General features: G+C 67.4%; 16 protein-coding genes. 5 read left to right on the forward strand and 11 right to left on the reverse strand.

All coding sequences use genetic code 11. The features are described 5' to 3' along the window. Positions 1-65: 65 nt before the first annotated feature. Positions 66-1,610, reverse strand: coding sequence for a catalase (locus ACK4S9_RS03855; RefSeq protein ID WP_409721680.1), 1,545 nt, complete (start codon positions 1,608-1,610; stop codon positions 66-68). A gap of 153 nt (positions 1,611-1,763) precedes the next feature. Here ACK4S9_RS03855 and ACK4S9_RS03860 point away from each other — a divergent pair, with 153 nt between their 5' ends. Further along, positions 1,764-3,251, forward strand: coding sequence for an aldehyde dehydrogenase (locus tag ACK4S9_RS03860; RefSeq protein WP_409721683.1), 1,488 nt, complete (start codon positions 1,764-1,766; stop codon positions 3,249-3,251). 144 nt (positions 3,252-3,395) lie between these two features. Here the strand turns inward: ACK4S9_RS03860 and ACK4S9_RS03865 are convergent, their stop codons facing one another. Next, positions 3,396-4,154, reverse strand: a complete 759-nt coding sequence (locus ACK4S9_RS03865; protein ID WP_409721686.1) for a LytR/AlgR family response regulator transcription factor — start codon at positions 4,152-4,154, stop codon at positions 3,396-3,398. After that, positions 4,147-5,226, reverse strand: coding sequence for a sensor histidine kinase (locus ACK4S9_RS03870; protein WP_409721689.1), 1,080 nt, complete (start codon positions 5,224-5,226; stop codon positions 4,147-4,149). The genes ACK4S9_RS03865 and ACK4S9_RS03870 overlap by 8 nt, the downstream gene beginning before the upstream one ends. Before the next feature lie 297 nt (positions 5,227-5,523). Between ACK4S9_RS03870 and ACK4S9_RS03875 the strand changes: the two genes are divergently transcribed. From ACK4S9_RS03875 to ACK4S9_RS03885, 3 genes are read left to right on the forward strand one after another with little or no spacing between them, the layout of a single operon-like run. Continuing rightward, on the forward strand, positions 5,524-6,300 hold the full coding sequence (locus ACK4S9_RS03875; RefSeq protein ID WP_409721692.1) for a DeoR/GlpR family DNA-binding transcription regulator: 777 nt from the start codon (positions 5,524-5,526) through the stop codon (positions 6,298-6,300). After that, the gene (locus ACK4S9_RS03880) at positions 6,297-7,454 is read left to right on the forward strand and encodes an MFS transporter (protein ID WP_409721695.1); all 1,158 of its coding nucleotides are present in this window, start codon (positions 6,297-6,299) and stop codon (positions 7,452-7,454) included. Before ACK4S9_RS03875 ends, ACK4S9_RS03880 begins: the two co-directional genes overlap by 4 nt. Before the next feature lie 9 nt (positions 7,455-7,463). After that, a complete protein-coding gene (locus ACK4S9_RS03885; RefSeq protein WP_409721697.1) occupies positions 7,464-7,730 on the forward strand; it encodes a hypothetical protein in 267 nt (88 codons plus the stop codon). A gap of 61 nt (positions 7,731-7,791) precedes the next feature. On the opposite strand, the gene thpR is transcribed toward ACK4S9_RS03885, so the two are convergent. The 7 genes from thpR to hda form a co-directional block, all read right to left on the reverse strand. Further along, entirely contained in the window at positions 7,792-8,307 is a 516-nt protein-coding gene (thpR, locus tag ACK4S9_RS03890) for an RNA 2',3'-cyclic phosphodiesterase (RefSeq protein ID WP_409721700.1), read from the reverse strand. Between the two features lie 9 nt (positions 8,308-8,316). Next, complete coding sequence (gene panB, locus ACK4S9_RS03895) at positions 8,317-9,165, reverse strand: 3-methyl-2-oxobutanoate hydroxymethyltransferase (RefSeq protein ID WP_409721703.1); 849 nt, start codon at positions 9,163-9,165, stop codon at positions 8,317-8,319. A gap of 66 nt (positions 9,166-9,231) precedes the next feature. Then, positions 9,232-9,579 (reverse strand): DMT family protein, encoded by a 348-nt coding sequence (locus ACK4S9_RS03900; RefSeq protein ID WP_409721706.1) that lies wholly within the window; start codon positions 9,577-9,579, stop codon positions 9,232-9,234. A gap of 2 nt (positions 9,580-9,581) precedes the next feature. Next, entirely contained in the window at positions 9,582-10,055 is a 474-nt protein-coding gene (gene folK / locus ACK4S9_RS03905) for a 2-amino-4-hydroxy-6-hydroxymethyldihydropteridine diphosphokinase (protein WP_409721708.1), read from the reverse strand. Beyond that, a complete protein-coding gene (gene pcnB, locus ACK4S9_RS03910) occupies positions 10,052-11,449 on the reverse strand; it encodes a polynucleotide adenylyltransferase PcnB (protein ID WP_409721711.1) in 1,398 nt (465 codons plus the stop codon). Before pcnB ends, folK begins: the two co-directional genes overlap by 4 nt. Beyond that, positions 11,442-12,116, reverse strand: a complete 675-nt coding sequence (locus ACK4S9_RS03915; RefSeq protein ID WP_409721714.1) for an HAD family hydrolase — start codon at positions 12,114-12,116, stop codon at positions 11,442-11,444. Before ACK4S9_RS03915 ends, pcnB begins: the two co-directional genes overlap by 8 nt. Further along, positions 12,113-12,796 carry a DnaA regulatory inactivator Hda gene (hda, locus tag ACK4S9_RS03920; RefSeq protein ID WP_409721716.1) on the reverse strand — a complete coding sequence of 228 codons (684 nt, stop codon included), beginning with the start codon at positions 12,794-12,796 and terminating at the stop codon, positions 12,113-12,115. The genes ACK4S9_RS03915 and hda overlap by 4 nt, the downstream gene beginning before the upstream one ends. A gap of 223 nt (positions 12,797-13,019) precedes the next feature. Between hda and purM the strand changes: the two genes are divergently transcribed. Continuing rightward, entirely contained in the window at positions 13,020-14,063 is a 1,044-nt protein-coding gene (gene purM, locus ACK4S9_RS03925; protein ID WP_409721719.1) for a phosphoribosylformylglycinamidine cyclo-ligase, read from the forward strand. A gap of 70 nt (positions 14,064-14,133) precedes the next feature. Here the strand turns inward: purM and ACK4S9_RS03930 are convergent, their stop codons facing one another. Continuing rightward, a complete protein-coding gene (locus ACK4S9_RS03930; protein ID WP_409721722.1) occupies positions 14,134-16,179 on the reverse strand; it encodes an alpha/beta fold hydrolase in 2,046 nt (681 codons plus the stop codon). Positions 16,180-16,319: the final 140 nt, after the last annotated feature.

Raw genomic sequence — 16,319 nt, forward strand, 5'->3', positions numbered from 1 at the left:
AAAAAAGCCCGCCGCGGAACGCGTCCGCGGCGGGCTTGGAGGAAAGGTGTTCCCGGCAGCGCCGCTTATTCCTTCAGCGCGGCGGCCAGCCTGGCAATGGTGGCGGCATCGGCGCCGACCGCCGCCGTCAGGCGCTTGCCGTAGTCGGCATCGGCCTTCCAGAAGTGCGACAGCATGGTGTGCAGGATGTCCTTGTTGCTGACCTGCCTCAGGTCGCCCGACAGATTGACGATCAGGTCATCCTGGTCCTGCTTGCCCAGCGAGCGGTAGAACTCGCCCGCCTGGCGGAAGTTCAGCGTCTTGGCGATGGCTTGCTGCTGGGTCGTACCACGCAGCGGCAGGGCGCTGGCGCGGGCATGCGGGCTGGCCGGCTGCGGCGCCAGGCGGCTCGGTTCATAGTTCACCGAGCCGCTGCGGCCGCTGATGCTGCCGGCGCCATCCTGCTGGTTGTTCCTGACCGGGACCAGGGGGCGGTTGATCGGCAGCGCCTGGTAATTGGTGCCCACGCGGTGGATCTGGGTATCGTTGTACGAGAACAGGCGGCCTTGCAGCATGCGGTCTTCCGACGGCTCGATGCCCGGCACCAGGTTGCCCGGCGCCAGCGCCACCTGCTCGGTCGATTCGAAGAAGTTGTCCGGCACGCGGTTCAGCACCATGGTGCCGACCTTGCGCTCCGGCACGCCGGTCCAGACCTTGGTCGAATCGAGCGGGTCGAAGTCGAACTTGTCCAGGTCTTCCGGCTTGAGCGTCTGGATCGTCAGGTCCCAGGCGGGGAAGCGGCCCTTGGCGATCGACTCGTACAGGTCGGCGGTGGCATGGGTGCTGGTCCTGGCCTGCACGACGCCGATCTCGGACGGGCGCAGGTTGCGCTCGCCCTGGCGCGATTTCCAGGCAAATTTCACATAGGTGTAGTCGCCCTTGGCGTTCACGAACTTGTAGGCATGCACGCTGCTGCCGTTCATTTCGCGGTAGCTGGCCGGCACGCCCCAGTTCGAATACACGCGGGTCAGCATGTGCGTCGCTTCCGGGATGTGTGAGAAGAAGTCGAAAGCGCGCTGCGGCACGCCGGTATTGGTGACCGGATCGGGCTTGAGCGAGTGGATCATGTCCGGGAACTTCATGGCGTCGCGGATGAAGAAGATCGGCAGGTTGTTGCCGACCAGGTCCCAGTTGCCTTCCTCGGTGTAGAACTTGGTGGCGAAGCCGCGCGGATCGCGCGCGGTCTCGGGCGAGCCGCTGCCGCCGATAACGGTCGAGAAGCGTACGAACACCGGCGTGACCTTGCCCTTGCTGAACAGCTTGGCCTGGGTGAGCTCGTCCAGGTCCTCGGTGGCGGTAAAGCTGCCGTGGGCGCCGGTACCGCGCGCATGTACGACGCGCTCGGGAATGCGCTCGCGGTCGAAGCGCTGCAGTTTCTGTACCAGGTGCACGTCCTGCAGCAGCACCGGGCCATGCGGGCCGGCGGTCTGGCTGTTCTGGTTGTCGCCGACCGGGGCGCCGTTGTCCTTGGTAAGTTGCGCCATCGCGCCGTTCATCAGGGCCATCAAGCCGGCGGCCAGGGTCAGGCTGCAAACCGCCAGGCGTCCCGAAGGGAGGTATAAAGCTTTCATAGTCAATGTCTATCGTTCTTGTTTCTGGGAAAAACAAATTCTATTGCTCATGCATACATTGATAAAGTTGATTGTTCCTATGGTATCGATAGCGTTTTACAGTGGGCGGCGTCGCGTTAAGATTGCCCCGACAGCCGACCCAAGGAGACAGCGATGACGATTTCCCTCTGGCATCAACGCACCCATGCCCTGCGTATCGACGGCCGCGCCTTCATCGACGGCTTCCGGGTCGATGCCCGGTCCGGCGCCCGCTTCGACTGCATGTCTCCGATCGACGGCCGCAAGCTGGCCGAGGTCGCGCGCTGCGACGCCCGGGATGCCGACGCCGCCGTGCGCAGCGCCCGCGCCGCCTTCGAAGACGGCCGCTGGGCCGGCATGGCGCCGAGCGAGCGCAAGCGGGTGCTGGTGCGCCTCGCCGACCTGATGCTGGCGCAGCGCGACGAGCTGGCCCTGCTGGAAACCCTCGACATGGGCAAGCCGATCCGCTACAGCCTGAGTGTCGACGTGCAGCTGGCCCAGAACTGCATCCGCTGGTATGGCGAGGCGATCGACAAGATCTACGACCAGGTGGCGCCCACCGGCGCGGACAGCCTGGCCTTGATCACGCGCGAGCCGGTCGGCGTGGTAGCGGCGGTCATCCCCTGGAACTACCCGATGCTGATGGCGGCCTGGAAGATCGGCCCGGCATTAGCCGCCGGCAACAGCCTGGTCCTGAAGCCGTCCGAAAAGGCGCCCCTGAGCTGCCTGCGCCTGGCCGAGCTGGCGCTGGAGGCGGGCGTGCCGCCCGGGGTGTTCAACGTCCTGCCCGGGTATGGCCATGAAGCCGGCAGCGCGCTCGGCCTGCACATGGACGTCGACTGCATCGCCTTCACCGGCTCGACCCGGGTCGGCAAGCATATCCTGCAGATGGCGGGGCAGTCGAACCTGAAGCGCGCCTGGACCGAACTGGGCGGCAAATCGGCCAACATCGTCTGCGCCGACTGTCCCGACCTCGATGCCGCGGTGGAAAGCGCCATCGGGTCGATCTACTTCAACCAGGGCGAGAGCTGCAACGCGCCCTCGCGCCTGTTCGTCGAAGCCTCGATCAAGGACGCGTTCCTGGAAAAAGCGCTGAAGCTGCTGCCGCGCTACGCGCCGGGCGACCCGCTGGACGAGGACACCGTCATGGGCGCGATCGTCGATCCGGTCCAGATGAAGACGGTGCTCGGCTATATCGAGGACGGCAAGGCCGCCGGTGCGCGCCTGCTGGCGGGCGGCGATGCGGCGCGCCAGGACAGCGGCGGCCTGTACATCGCGCCGACGCTGTTCGACGGCGTCGAGCCCGACATGCGCATCGCGCGCGAGGAAATCTTCGGTCCGGTGCTGTCGGTGCTGTCGTTCACCGATCTCGACGAGGCGGTGCGGCAGGCGAATGCCACGCCCTATGGACTGGCGGCGGCGGTATGGACGTCGGACATGGGCAAGGCGATCCGGACCTCGCGCGCCCTGCGCGCCGGCACCGTGCACGTCAACCAGTACGACAACGACGACATCACGGTGCCCTTCGGCGGCTACAAGCAGTCGGGCAACGGGCGCGACAAGTCGCTGCATGCCTTCGACAAGTACACCGAGCTGAAGACGACCTGGATCCAGGTCGGCTGAGCGATCGCCTCCTTGGTAGCGCGGCCCGGTCACCGCAGCTACCATCCTCAGCCTGCTGGTCCTGAACGTCGCCCCGATCGTGCTGGCCCGCGGCATCCAGAACCAGTCCAGCGCCCGGCAATCGGTGGTCCACACGCGCGCCGTTCAGATCGCCATGTCGCGCAAGACTTTCGAAGCGTCGCGGTTGGCCCCCAGCACCGTGCCGTCGCGCATGTGGATCTGCAGCTGCGACTGTTCGTCGGCCCGCATCGAGTCCACGAAATCGAGGTTGACCAGGGCCGAGCGGTGGATGCGCACGAAGCGCGCCGGGTCGAGCTGGATTTCGAGTTCGGAGATGCCGATGCGCACCAGGAAGGTCTGGCCGCGCGCCGCGATCACCGTGTACTTGGAATCGGCCTTCATGTACTCGATCTCGCCGGCCGCCAGCGGGAAGATGCGGCCGCGGTCGCGCACCAGGATGCGTTCCAGCCGCGCCGGGGCCTGGTTCCTGCTGGCCGCCTGCGCCAGCGCGCTGTCGAGGGTGTCGCGGGCATGGACCGGACCGTCGAGCAGGCGCGCCACCGCCGCCGCGAAGCGCGCCTGGGTGAAGGGCTTGAGCAGGTAGTCGACCGCGTGCAGTTCGAAGGCGGTCACGGCGTACTGGTCGTAGGCGGTGGTGAAGACGATCTGCGGCAGGTAGTCGAGGCGGCGCAGCACTTCCAGCCCGGTCATCTCGGGCATCTGGATGTCCATGAACACGACCTCGGGCCGCAGGCGCGTGATCCGCTCCAGCGCCTCGGCGCCGTTGGCGGCCTCGCCCACCAGACGCAGTCCGGGATTGGCGTAGATGGCGTCGCGCAGCACGTCGCGCGCCAGCGGCTCGTCTTCGGCAAAGAAGGCGGTTTTCATGTTCATGTCATGCATGGCTTTCTTCAAGGACTGCGGGGATGGTGACCGACACGCCGAAGCCGGCGCCCGGCGCGCTTTGCACCCGCATGGCGGCGCGGCTGCCGTAGTCCAGCTGCAGGCGCCGCTCGATGGTGCGCAGGCCCAGGCCGGACGAGGTGGCGATCAGCGCCGGGTCGGCGCCGGGGCCGGTATCGCGCACCGTCATGGTCAGCGCCCCGGTGGCGGGGTCGCGCCGGGTGCGGATCTGCAGGATGCCCGGCCGGCTGTGCGGGTTGAAGGCGTGCTTGATGCTGTTCTCGACCAGCGGCTGCAGCGACAGCGCCGGCAGCAGGTGGTCGCCCGCATCCTCGTCGAGGTCCCATTCGACGTGCAGGCGCTCGCCCAGGCGCAGCTGCTCCAGTTCCAGGTAGTCGCGCACGAAATCGAGTTCCGCAGCCAGCGTCACGCGGTCGCTGCCGCTGCGCTCGGTGTCGAGCACGTAGCGCAGCATGTCCGAGAACTGGAACAGCGCGGTCTCGGCGGCGGCCGGGTGGCGCTGGGTGAGGGCGATGATCGAGTGCAGGGTGTTGAACAGGAAGTGCGGATTGAGCTTGTTGCGCAGCGCACTCAGCTCCGAGGCGATCAGCAGGTTCTGCGCGTCCTTCATGGCCAGCGCCTGGCGATGCGCCGCCTCGCTGGCGCGGATCAGGTGGAAGATGCCGGCCCCGAGCAGGTAGGTCATCACGTGGTAGAGCAGCGGCCAGACGTACCAGCTGAGCGGCTTGGCGACGCTGAACATGATCCAGAATGGCACTTGCGATACGATCGAGAACGCGAAGGCCGCCACGACGTGGATGCCGATGACCCTGGGCAGGCGGTAGCCCCGGCGCTCCATGGCGCCGGTCAGCGGCCAGGCCAGCGTCAACAGGATCGGGGACGGCAGCAGGCTGGCCAGGGTCAGCACATAGCGGGCGGCGTCGAACTGTCCGGCGGCGAGCTTGTCCAGCTGGTCGGCCGCAGAGAGGAGAATCCCGTACACCAGCCAGGCGGCGATGTAGATCCGCCACATCAGGCTGAGCTGGGGAAGCTTGGCGAGTAGTGTTTTCATGTCCCTAGTGTCGCGCGTGGGCCGCCGCAGCGGAACTGCCGTGTCGCGAATTGCAGGATCCGGTGACCGAACTGCGGATGGGCGACGCCGGCTGCCTCTGGCGCAGGGACGGGCGGCGGTTCAAAGTAGATAAAGTTTAGCAACTTCTGGGCAAGCCGCATACGGGCTCAGCGTGGAAGATGTGATATGCATGAGAGTAAGATTGCGCCGCAGATCGGTGTATTCTTGCGTTTCTATGCATTTTTATGCGTTTTTTTGCATGTTCGCGTAGAATTGGTGAGCTCAACAGGAGAGAACATGCAACTGGCGGAAGAAAGGCGGCAATCGATCATCGAGGCCGTCGAGCGGGAAGGACGGGTGCTGGCGGCCGAGCTGGCCCAGCGCCTGGACACCTCGGAAGACACCATCCGGCGCGACCTGCGCGAGCTCGACGCGGCCGGCCTGCTGCGCCGGGTGCACGGCGGCGCGGTGCGGTGCACGCGCGAGGCCAGCTTCGGCGAGCGCATCGAACGCGATCCCGCCAGGAAGGCCGCGCTGGCGCACACCCTGCGCGCGATCGTCCGTCCCGGCGACACGGTGCTGATCGACGCCGGTTCCACCAATCTCGCGCTGGCGCGCCTGCTGGAAGACGGCCAGGCCGCGACCATCGTCACCAACAGCCCGCAACTGGCGCTGGCGCTGGGCGACTTCCGCCGCACCCGCATCGTGCTGCTGGGCGGGACCTACCACGCCGCCACCGGTGCGGTGCTCGGCGCCTGGACCCTGGCCGAGCTGCGGCAGTTGCGCGCCGACCTGTGCATCGTCGGGGTCTGCGCGCTCGACCCCGAACGCGGCCTGGCGGGGTCCGACGCCGAGGAAGCCACGATCAAGGCCGCCATGGTGACAGGCAGCACGCGCAGGGCCGCGGCGGTCCTGAACGAACGCCTGGGCGGCAGCGCGCCCTTCGCCTTTGCCCGGCTGGCCGAACTCGATCACCTGGTGCTCGAAGCCGACGCCCCGCCCGACACCATCGCCCGCCTGCGCCAGGCGCATCCGGGACTCGATCTCCAGCTTGCCCAGAAAGCCCGCGCATGAACACGAATCCTTCCGCGCTGTCCGCGGCGCGCTGGTCGATCTCGACCGTCTTCCTGCTCAACGGCGCCGGCATCGGCCTGTGGGCCGCCCACGTGCCGACCGTGCAGGCGCGTGCCGGGATCGACCTGGCGACGCTTTCCATGGTCCTCCTGACCATCGCGGCCGGGGCCCTGCTGGCCATGCCGCTGATGGGCGGCTTCACCGCGCGCTGGGGCACGCGCCGCATGACCTTGTTGTCGGGCTTTGCCTTTGCCGCGCTGCTGGCCGTGCTCATGGGCGTGAGCGACCTGCGCCTGCTGTTCCTGGCGGCATTCGCCTTCGGCGTCAGCAACGGCGCGCTGGACGTGGCGATGAACGCCAACGCCAGCGAGGTCGAGGCCGCGCGCGGCATTCCGACCCTGTCGTCGATCCACGGTTTCTACAGCCTCGGCGGCCTGATCGGCGCGGCGCTGGGCGGCCTGATCATCGGCCAGGGCTGGGGCGACGGCCGGGGCGCCCTGGCGATGGCCATCGCGACGGCGATCGTACTGGCCTTGGCGGCGCCGCGCGTGATGGCCTTTGCGCCGACCCACGAGGCGGGCAGCCACTTCCAGCTGCCGCGCGGCGCGGCGCTGGGCCTGGGCATGCTGGCGCTGCTGTGCTTCGCGGTGGAGGGCGCGCTGGTCGACTGGAGCGCGCTCTTGATGCAGGAGCGCACCGGGGCCGCGCCGGCGCAGGCGGCGCTGGGATTTTCCGCCTTCTCGATCGCGATGGCGGCCTGCCGCTTCGCGGGCGACCGCATGATCCTGCGCTTCGGCGCGCTGCGCGTGATGGTGCTGGGCGGGCTGGCGATGTTCGCGGGCCTGGCCACGGCGGTGCTGAGCACCCACTTCCTGCTGACCGCGGCCGGCTTCGCCCTGATCGGCATCGGCGCGGCCAACGTGGTGCCGCTGCTGTTCGGCGCGGCCGCGCGCATCCCCGGCATGAGCGCCGGCGCGGGCGTGGCGGCGGTGGCGACGCTGGGCTACGGCGGGTTGCTGCTGGCACCGCCGGTGCTGGGCTATATCGCCTCGCACGCGAGCATCATGGTGGCGCTGGGATTGCTGTCGCTGTCGGGGCTGGTCATTGCAGCGAGCGCGGGCGTCATCAAGGTACAATCCGCTCCTACAACCTAGGAGCACACGATGAAACGCACTGACCTGGCAAAGCGGGAAGCCGAAAAACTCAAGAACCAGATGGGCACGCAGAACGCGGCCTTCGGCGGCGCCGCCAGGAACGCCGTGCCCGACCGGCGCGAGCAGCGCGAGCGTGAGCGCGCGCTCGGACTGGTGCCCTTCGCCGTCAAGCTCAACGGCGACCTGGTAAAGCAGCTGCAAGCGCTGAGCAAGGAACGCGGCGTCGAGCTGAACGAGCTGGTCGCAGAGCTGCTGCAAAAAGGCTTGTCCGCGTAGGGATCCGCGATCGGGCTGCGCTACCTGCCCGATCGACCGTCAGGCGTATGTCAGGCGTATGTCAGGCGTATTCGCGCAATACCGTGTAGACGCCGTTCTTCGACTCCACCAGCACATAGCCGCGCACGTCCCATGGAAGCGGCGGACCGTCCGCGGGCACGGTGGCGCCGCCGGCGCGGCGCGCCATCGTCACGTGCGGGCGGTAGCGGCGCGCTTCCGGCTGCAGGCCGAGGGCCGTCAGCGCCTCCGACAGGCGAGCGTGCAGGGCCGCGAGGCCGGGTGGCGTGAGACCGGGTTCGAGCACGGCGATCCCGTGAGGCCACAGCGCGGCGCGCGTGAGCTCGAGGCCGAACGGTTCGAACGGGACGGCAAGGCCGTCCAGCAGTTGGGGTAATCGATCGCTCGGCAGGCCGCCGAGGAAGTGCAGGGTGACGTGCAGCTTGTCGGCCTGGACCGGAGCGGCGCCTGCCGGCCAGGCCCAGGCGTCGCGCCGTTCGCTCAGGAGACGGCGCACGCCCGGATCAGGCCACAGGGCCAGGAACAGACGGGTGGTAGGTGTCTTCGTCAGCCCGTCCATGTGCGCCCCTCAGAAACAGTGTTCCGGCGCCGGGAAGCTGCCGTCCTTGACCGCCGCCACATAGCTGCTCACGGCAGCGTCGATGCTGGTCTGGCCTTCCATGAAGTTGCGCACGAAGCGCGCCTTGCGGCCGGGGAAGACGCCCAGCAGGTCGTGCATCACCAGCACCTGGCCGGAGCAATCCGGGCCGGCGCCAATGCCGATGGTCGGAATCGCCAGCAGTTCGGTGACTTCCTTGCCCAGCGCGGCGGGAATCGCTTCCAGCACCACCAGCGAGGCGCCGGCCGCCTGCAGCGCCAGGCCGTCGGCCTTGAGCTGCTCGGCCGCGGCGTCGGTCTTGCCCTGCACCTTGAAGCCGCCGAAGGCGTGCACGAACTGCGGGGTCAGGCCGATGTGGGCGCACACCGGAATGCCGCGCTCGACGAGGAAGCGCACGGTCTCGGCCAGCCATGCGCCGCCTTCGATCTTGACCATCTGGGCGCCGGCGCGCATCAAGGTGACGGCGTTGTTGTAGGCCTCCACCGGGGTCGTGTAGCTGCCGAAGGGCATGTCGGCCAGCACCAGGGCCAGCTTGTTGCCGCGCGCGACCGAGGCCGTGTGGTAGGCCACATCCTGCACCGTCACCGGCAGGGTCGAGTCGTAGCCGGCGCACACCATGCCCAGCGAGTCGCCGATCAGGAGCACGTCCACGCCGCAGCGGTCCATCAGCGAGGCGAAGCTGGCGTCGTAGGCGGTAAGCATCGCGATCTTGTCGCCGGCCGCGCGCATGGCCAGCAGCGCGGGCGCGGTCACGGCCTTGCGGACGGGTTTCGGGGCATCGTTGGCAGACGGTTCCTGACCTTGCAGGTAAGCGCTCATGGAAATCCTTGTAATACGGTCGTTCGGAAATGCGTAGTGTAATGCGGCGGACGCAAACCTGCAGTGCTAGCCGCGAAAGATGAAGTACACGGCGCCCACCAGGCACAGCGCCGCCCACACGTAATCGAGCTTGAACGGCTCGTTCATGTAGAGCATGGCGAAGGGCACGAACACGCTGAGCGTGATCGCCTCCTGCATGATCTTGAGCTGGGCCAGGCTGAATTGCGTATGGCCGATGCGGTTGGCCGGCACCTGCAGCAGGTATTCGAACAGGGCGATGCCCCAGCTGACGAGGGCCGCGACGTACCAGGCGCGGTTGTTGAGGCTCTTCAGGTGGCCGTACCACGCGAAGGTCATGAAGATGTTCGACAGCACCAGGAGGCCGGCGGTCTGGAACCAGACGGGGAGCCCCATGTTCATCCTATCTTGTCGACCGCCTGGCTGGCCACCAGCGGCAGGTAGTCGCGGATGGGACCGACGCCGGGAATCACGAGATCGGGGGCGATCTCGGCCAGCGGCGCCAGCACGAAGCCGCGTTCATGCATGCGCGGGTGCGGCACCGTGAGCGATTCGGTGGCGATGTGCTGTTCGCCGTAGAGCAGCAGGTCGAGGTCGAGCGTGCGCGGCGCGTTGCGGTAGGGGCGCTCGCGGCCGTGCGCCTGCTCGATCTCCTGCAGCACCGCCAGCAGTTGGTAGGGATCGAACGTGGTGTCGATGCAGGCGACCGCATTGATGTAGTCGGGGCCGCTGGAGTCGACCGGCGCGGTGCGGTACAGGCCGGAGGTCTCGATGACGGCGGTGCCGTCCAGCAGGGCCAGGCGGCGCAGCGCGTCCAGCACGCTGGCCTGGGCGTCGCCCAGGTTGGCGCCGATGCCGACGTAAGCGATCATTCCTCGCCGCCGCCCTGCGTGGCTTGCGCCTGTCCTGCCTCGCCGTCGTTGCGGCGGCGCGGCCCGCGGCGCGGCGGACGCTTGCGCTTCTGGCCCTCGCCGCGGCCTTCGCCGCGTTCGCGCTGGTTGGCGGTCGCCAGCAGGGCTTCACGCTCGCCGCCTTCGGCCGCGTAGAACGCGGTCCACCATTCGCCGATCTCGCCCGGCAGTTCGCCCGACTCGCAGCGCAGCAGCAGGAAGTCGTAGCCGGCGCGGAAGCGCGGGTGCTCGAGCAGCTTGAAGGGCGCCTTGCCGGTGCGGCGCTCGAAGCGCGGCTGCATGGCCCAGATGTCGCGCATGTCGGTGGCGATGCGGCGCTGCAGGGCCAGGTTCTCGGTCTGGGTGCCCAGCACGTCGTCGGCCGCCAGGTGCAGGGCCGGGATCGGCGCCTCGCCGGCGGCGCGGTAGGCGTTCCACTTTTCCAGCACCTGGTGCCACAGCAACGAAGCGAACAGGAAGCCGGGCGACACGCCCTTGCCGGCCTTGACGCGGCCGTCGGTCGATTCCAGGGCGAGGGTCACGAATTTCATGCCGATCGGCTGTTCCAGCACCACGTCCAGCAGCGGCAGCAGGCCATGGTGCAGGCCGGCCGAGCGCAGCTCCTTCAGGCAGGCCAGCGCATGGCCCGACAGCAGCAGCTTGAGCATCTCGTCGAACACGCGCGCCGCCGGCACGTTGTCGATCAGCGGCGCCATCACGGGAATCGGCGCGCGCGTGGTCGGCTCGATGGTGAAGCCGAGCTTGGCGGCGAAGCGCACCACGCGCAGCATGCGCACCGGGTCCTCGCGGTAGCGCGCTTCCGGCACGCCGATGATGCGCAGGGTCTTGGCGCGGATGTCCTCGATGCCGCCGTGGTAGTCCAGCACCGTCTGGGTGGCCGGGTCGTAGTACATGGCGTTGATGGTGAAGTCGCGGCGCGCCGCGTCCTCGTGCTGCGGACCGAAGTTGTTGTCGCGCAGGACGCGGCCATGCTCGTCCTTCGGGGCATTGTCGCTGCCGTTGCCGCGGAAGGTGGTCACTTCCAGCAGGTCCTGGCCGAACATCACGTGCACGATCTGGAAGCGGCGCCCGATGATGAAAGCGCGCCGGAACAGGCGCTTGACCTGCTCGGGCGTGGCGTCGGTGGCGATGTCGAAGTCCTTGGGCTTGACGCCCAGCAGCAGGTCGCGCACGGCGCCGCCGACGACGAAGGCCTTGAAGCCGGCTTCCTGCAGGGTCTGGGTGACCGTGACCGCGTTGCGCGAGACGTTGCGCGGGTCGATCTTGTGCTCTTCAGGACCCAGGATGACTGCCTGGGTCGGGTCGCGGCCGTCGTCCTTGACGCCCAGGATCTTGCGGATGAATTTCTTAATCATTGAAGAGATGGATAGTTGGCCAACCCTGCGATTGCGCGTGGGCGGCGAGCTTCGCGCTCGGGTTGGTGGCGACCGGGTGGCTGACGATCGACAGCAGCGGCAGGTCGTTGTGCGAGTCGCTGTAGAAGTGGCAGCGCTCGAAGTCCTCGAAGCGCGCACCCAGGCGCTCCAGCCAGGCGTGCATGTGGGTGATCTTGCCGGGACCCGAGGTCGGCGTGCCGAGCAGCCTGCCGGTGAGATTGCCCGCGGCGTCGTACTCCGGCATGGCGCCGATATGGTGCTCGACGCCGAAGCGTGCGGCGATCGGCGCCGTGATGTAGTGGTTGGTGGCCGTGATGATGGCCACCAGGTCGCCGGCCTGCTGGTGCTCGCGCACCAGCGCCAGGGCCTGCGGCTTGATCGCCGGATCGATCACTTCCGCCATGTAGCGGGCGAGCAGGGCGTCCAGTTCGGCGCGCGGGAAACGCGCCAGGGTGCCGAGGGCGAACTCGAGGTATTCCACCGGGTCGAGCACGCCGGCATTGTACTGGGCAAAAAATTCGTCGTTGCGGCGGCGGAAGGCGGCTTCGTCCACCGCGCCAATGCGGATCAGGAACTCGCCCCATTCGTAATCCGAATCGATCGGAATCAGGGTGTGGTCGAGATCGAACAGCGCAAGGTTTTTCATTCTTTGGTTTCCGACTGCTGGTTTTCTTGCAGCAACAAATCACGCAGCAGCGGCAGGGTGACGGGACGCTGGGTCTCGAGCGAATACTGGTCGAGGGCGTCCAGCATCGTCGCCAGCGACCGCATGTCGCGCTTGAAGTGAGACAATAAATAGGGTAACACGCTGGCCGACAGCGTCAAACCGCGCGCTTCGGCCGCCTGGGTCAGCGCCGCGATCTTCTCGTCGTCCGACAGGCCCTTGATCTGGTAGATCAGGCCCCAGCCCATGCGCGTGCGCAGGTCTTCGCGCACTCCCAGCACCGCCGGCGGCACCGGACCGGTGCTCACCATGTAGGCGCCGTGCTCGCGGATCTGGTTGAACAGGGCAAAAGCGTCGATCTGGCGCTGCGGCGACAGGCGGTCGCAGTCGTCCAGCAGATACAGGCTGACGTCCGGGCTGTGCACGAACTGGTCTTCCGGGGCATCGAAGGGGATGTAGCGCGAGGCCGGGCTGGCGGCCAGCGCCTGCAGCAGGTGGGTCTTGCCGGCGCCGGTGTCGCCCCACAGGTAGGCGAAATGCTCGCGCGAAGCACGCTGCGCGAACTGGTGCATCAGGTGCGCCAGTTCGGCATTCTCGCCCACCTGGAAGGTGTCGAGGCTGTGCGCCGGTTCGGCGCCTAAATCGAGCACCAGCTGTTTCATGGTGTCGGTCCTGTGCTGGACTTCATCGCTGCACCGCCAGCCGGAGCGCCAGTCGGAACGCGGATTGTGTAGGCTCCGGGATCAGGAAAAAGGGCATGCCGATATTGTTATTCTGTTAAGCCAGGTAGAAACGGAAGTTCGATAGAGGCTGTTTTGCTAAAATAGCGGATTGACCAGGTTTGGGTCGCCGCCTTCTATTTTACCGCCTCCGCTGCCAAATACCATGAGCCAACCATCTAATGTTTCCCTCTCCTACCGCGACGCCGGCGTCGACATCGACGCGGGCGACGCCCTGGTCGAAGCGATCAAGCCCTTTGCCAAGCGCACCATGCGCGAAGGTGTCCTCGGCGGCATCGGCGGTTTCGGCGGGCTGTTCGAGATCAGCAAGAAGTACAAGGAACCGGTGCTGGTGTCGGGTACCGACGGTGTCGGCACCAAGCTCAAGCTCGCTTTCGAGCTGAATCGCCACGACACGGTCGGCATCGACCTGGTCGCGATGAGCGTCAACGACATCCTGGTGCAGGGCGCCGAGCCGCTGTTCTTCCTCGACTACTTCGCCTGCGGCAAGCTGGACGTGCCGACCGCCACCGCCGTGGTCAAGGGCATCGCCCAGGGCTGCGAACAGTCCGGCTGCGCCCTGCTGGGCGGCGAGACCGCGGAGATGCCGGGCATGTACCCGGACGGCGAATACGACCTGGCCGGCTTCGCCGTCGGCGCGGTGGAAAAATCGCAGCTCATCGACGGCAGCAAGATCGTCCCGGGCGACGTGGTGCTGGGCCTGGCCTCGTCGGGCATCCACTCCAACGGCTACTCGCTGGTGCGCAAGATCATCTCGGTCGCCAAGCCGGACCTGGAAGCCGACTTCCACGGCCGCAAGCTGGCCGACGTGCTGATGGCCCCGACCCGCGTCTACGTCAAGCCGCTGCTCGCCCTGATGCAATCGATGGAAGTGAAGGGCATGGTGCACATCACCGGCGGCGGCCTGGTCGAGAACATCCCGCGCGTGCTGGCCGATGATCTCACCGCCGTCCTCGACGCCAAGTCCTGGACCATGCCGCCGCTGTTCCAATGGCTGCAGCAGCACGGCGGCGTGGCGGATGCGGAGATGCACCGCGTGTTCAACTGCGGCATCGGCATGACCGTGATCGTCTCGAAGGACAACGCCGACGCCGCCATGGCGCAACTGCAGGCGGCCGGCGAGACCGTGTACCGCATCGGCGAGATCCGTGCGCGCGAGGAAGGCCAGGCGCAGACGATCGTGCAGTAAGCGATCTTCCGATGTGAACAAGAACGGACGCCGAGGCGTCCGTTCTTGTTTGCGGTGCTGCCCTGCCTTGCTATTTCGCCGCACCCGCACCGATGTGGCGGTCGAGGAAGCGCTCGACCCGGCCCCAGAAGTCGACCTGGTTCTTCGGCAGCGACCAGCCGTGCCCTTCTTCCGGATACTCGATCCATTCGACGTTCTTGTTGGTCTTCATGACGGCATCGCGGAACCTGGTGCCGTGGTTGATCGGCACACGCTGGTCGACGCCGCCGTAGGCCAGCAGCAGCGGTTGGGTGATGCGGGCGGCCTGCTCGATCGGCGAGGTCGCCTTGAGCTGGACCGCGTCCTTGACCGGGTCGCCCACCATGTGCGGCATGCCGTAGGCCTTGTATTCGTCCGACGTATCGTTGGTGAAGCTCCAGCCGCCGTTGTAGAGCAGCCCGATGTCGGTCACGCCCACCCAGTTGATGCCGCACTTGTACAGGTCCGGGTCTTTCACCAGCCCCATCAGGGTGGCGTAGCCGCCATAGCTGGCCCCGGCGATGCAGACGCGCTTGATGTCGGCAATGCCCTTGTCCGCCGCCCAGCGCACGCCGTCCGCAACGTCGTCCTGCATCGCCAGGCCCCATTGCTTGAAGCTGGACTTGAAGTGCTTGATGCCGAAACCCAGACTGCCGCGGAATTCCGGTTCGAGCACGGCGTAGCCGCGCGAAGCCAGGAACTGGGAATACGGGTGCCAGCCCCAGGAGGCGCCGCGCACCCACGGGCCGCCGTGGACCAGCACGACCATCGGCAGCCCGGTGCGCTTCGCGCCAGGCGGCAGCGTCAGCAGCGCCGGGATGTCCATGCCGTCGCGCGCCTTGTAGCGGATGAACTGCTGGCGTCCCATCTGCCCGGGACTGATCTTCGGACGCACGTCGGCGATCTTGTTCAGCAGCTTCGTCTGGGTGTTGTAGAGCGAATAGGTGCCGGGCATGACGTCCGAGTACGACCACACCAGCACCCACGGCGAGTCGGCCTGGGCCGGGACCGAGATCATGTTGATCGTCGACGGCAGCAGCTTGTCCACCGAGCCCTGGATCGTCTTCATGCCCGGGTCGAACCATTCGTTCGACTCGGCATCGGTGCGGAAGCGCACTCCCAGCACCTTGTCGCGGTTGCTCACCAGGCTGCCGTCGAAGTCGTAGCCGGCGGTGACCAGCACCGGCTGCGGGTCGATCTTGCCGGTGACCGGGTCGAGGACGTGGACCGAGGTCGTATCGCGTCCGCCGCTGCGCGCCCGCACGAACAGCTTGCCGTCCGACGCGAAACCGATCGGAGCCAGCGCCTTGCTGCCATCGCCGAAGGTCGGGAAGCTGGCCAGCACGCGCCACGCCTGGCTCGACGGATCGCGGTAATGCAGCGTCGTGGTGTCGCGCTCCTGCGCCATCGCCAGGCGCGGTTCGCCCTTGTGGTCGAGTGCCCAGCTGCGCACGTTGGCAACGGGACGCGGCACGGTTTGCGTGGAGCCGGTGAGGGTATTCAGGCGCAGCAGGTCGACACTGCGCGCCTCGCCCCCGGGGTCGAGGTTGACGCTGGTGACATACACGTATTCCGAATCCTGGGCACCTTCCTGGCCGAGCATGAAGGTGTGCCAGGGCAGGACCTTGCGCGTGCTGCGCGTGCCGTGGGTGGCGCGATAGCCGGTGCGGTCGGCCAGTTCCACGAAGCGCCCGCCGTCGTGGTCGACGGCGTACAGGCCGGGGGCATAGCGCATGTTGCCCTGGCCCACCCCTTTCTCGCGGGTGTTGAAGAGCAGGCGCTCGTTGCTGATCCACTGGAAGTCGCCGATGTCGGCATCGTTGTACGAGGCGACCACCTTGGCGTTGTTGGCCTGGAGGTCCACCACCACCAGCGCGTCGCGCCGGCCAGGGGCGCCCGAGCGCGCGGCCAGGTAGCGCGCGTTCGGCGACAGCTTGGCGCCGCTGATCGGGTCACTGGAGAAAAAATCGGCGATCGGCGGCAAGGCAGCCACGGCCGGGGCCGGCGCCTGTGTTTGCGCGTGGGCGCCAGGCAGGGCGCAGGCGACGCCGGCGGCCAGTGCGGCGCCGGCCAGTGCACGCAGGAGGGATGGTGTCATGTCAAATCTTGAAGTGTATCGTTTCGGAAAAATGGCGACCCAACAATAGCAGCAGCCGCCGCTCAACGAAACCTTTCGGATGACATCCATGCGCCATGCATATGCGCTGTCGCGCCGGCGCAGCAGTGCGCAACGCTCTC

The sequence above is a fragment of the Massilia sp. genome (assembly GCF_046293535.1).
Classification (GTDB): Bacteria; Pseudomonadota; Gammaproteobacteria; order Burkholderiales; family Burkholderiaceae_D; genus Telluria.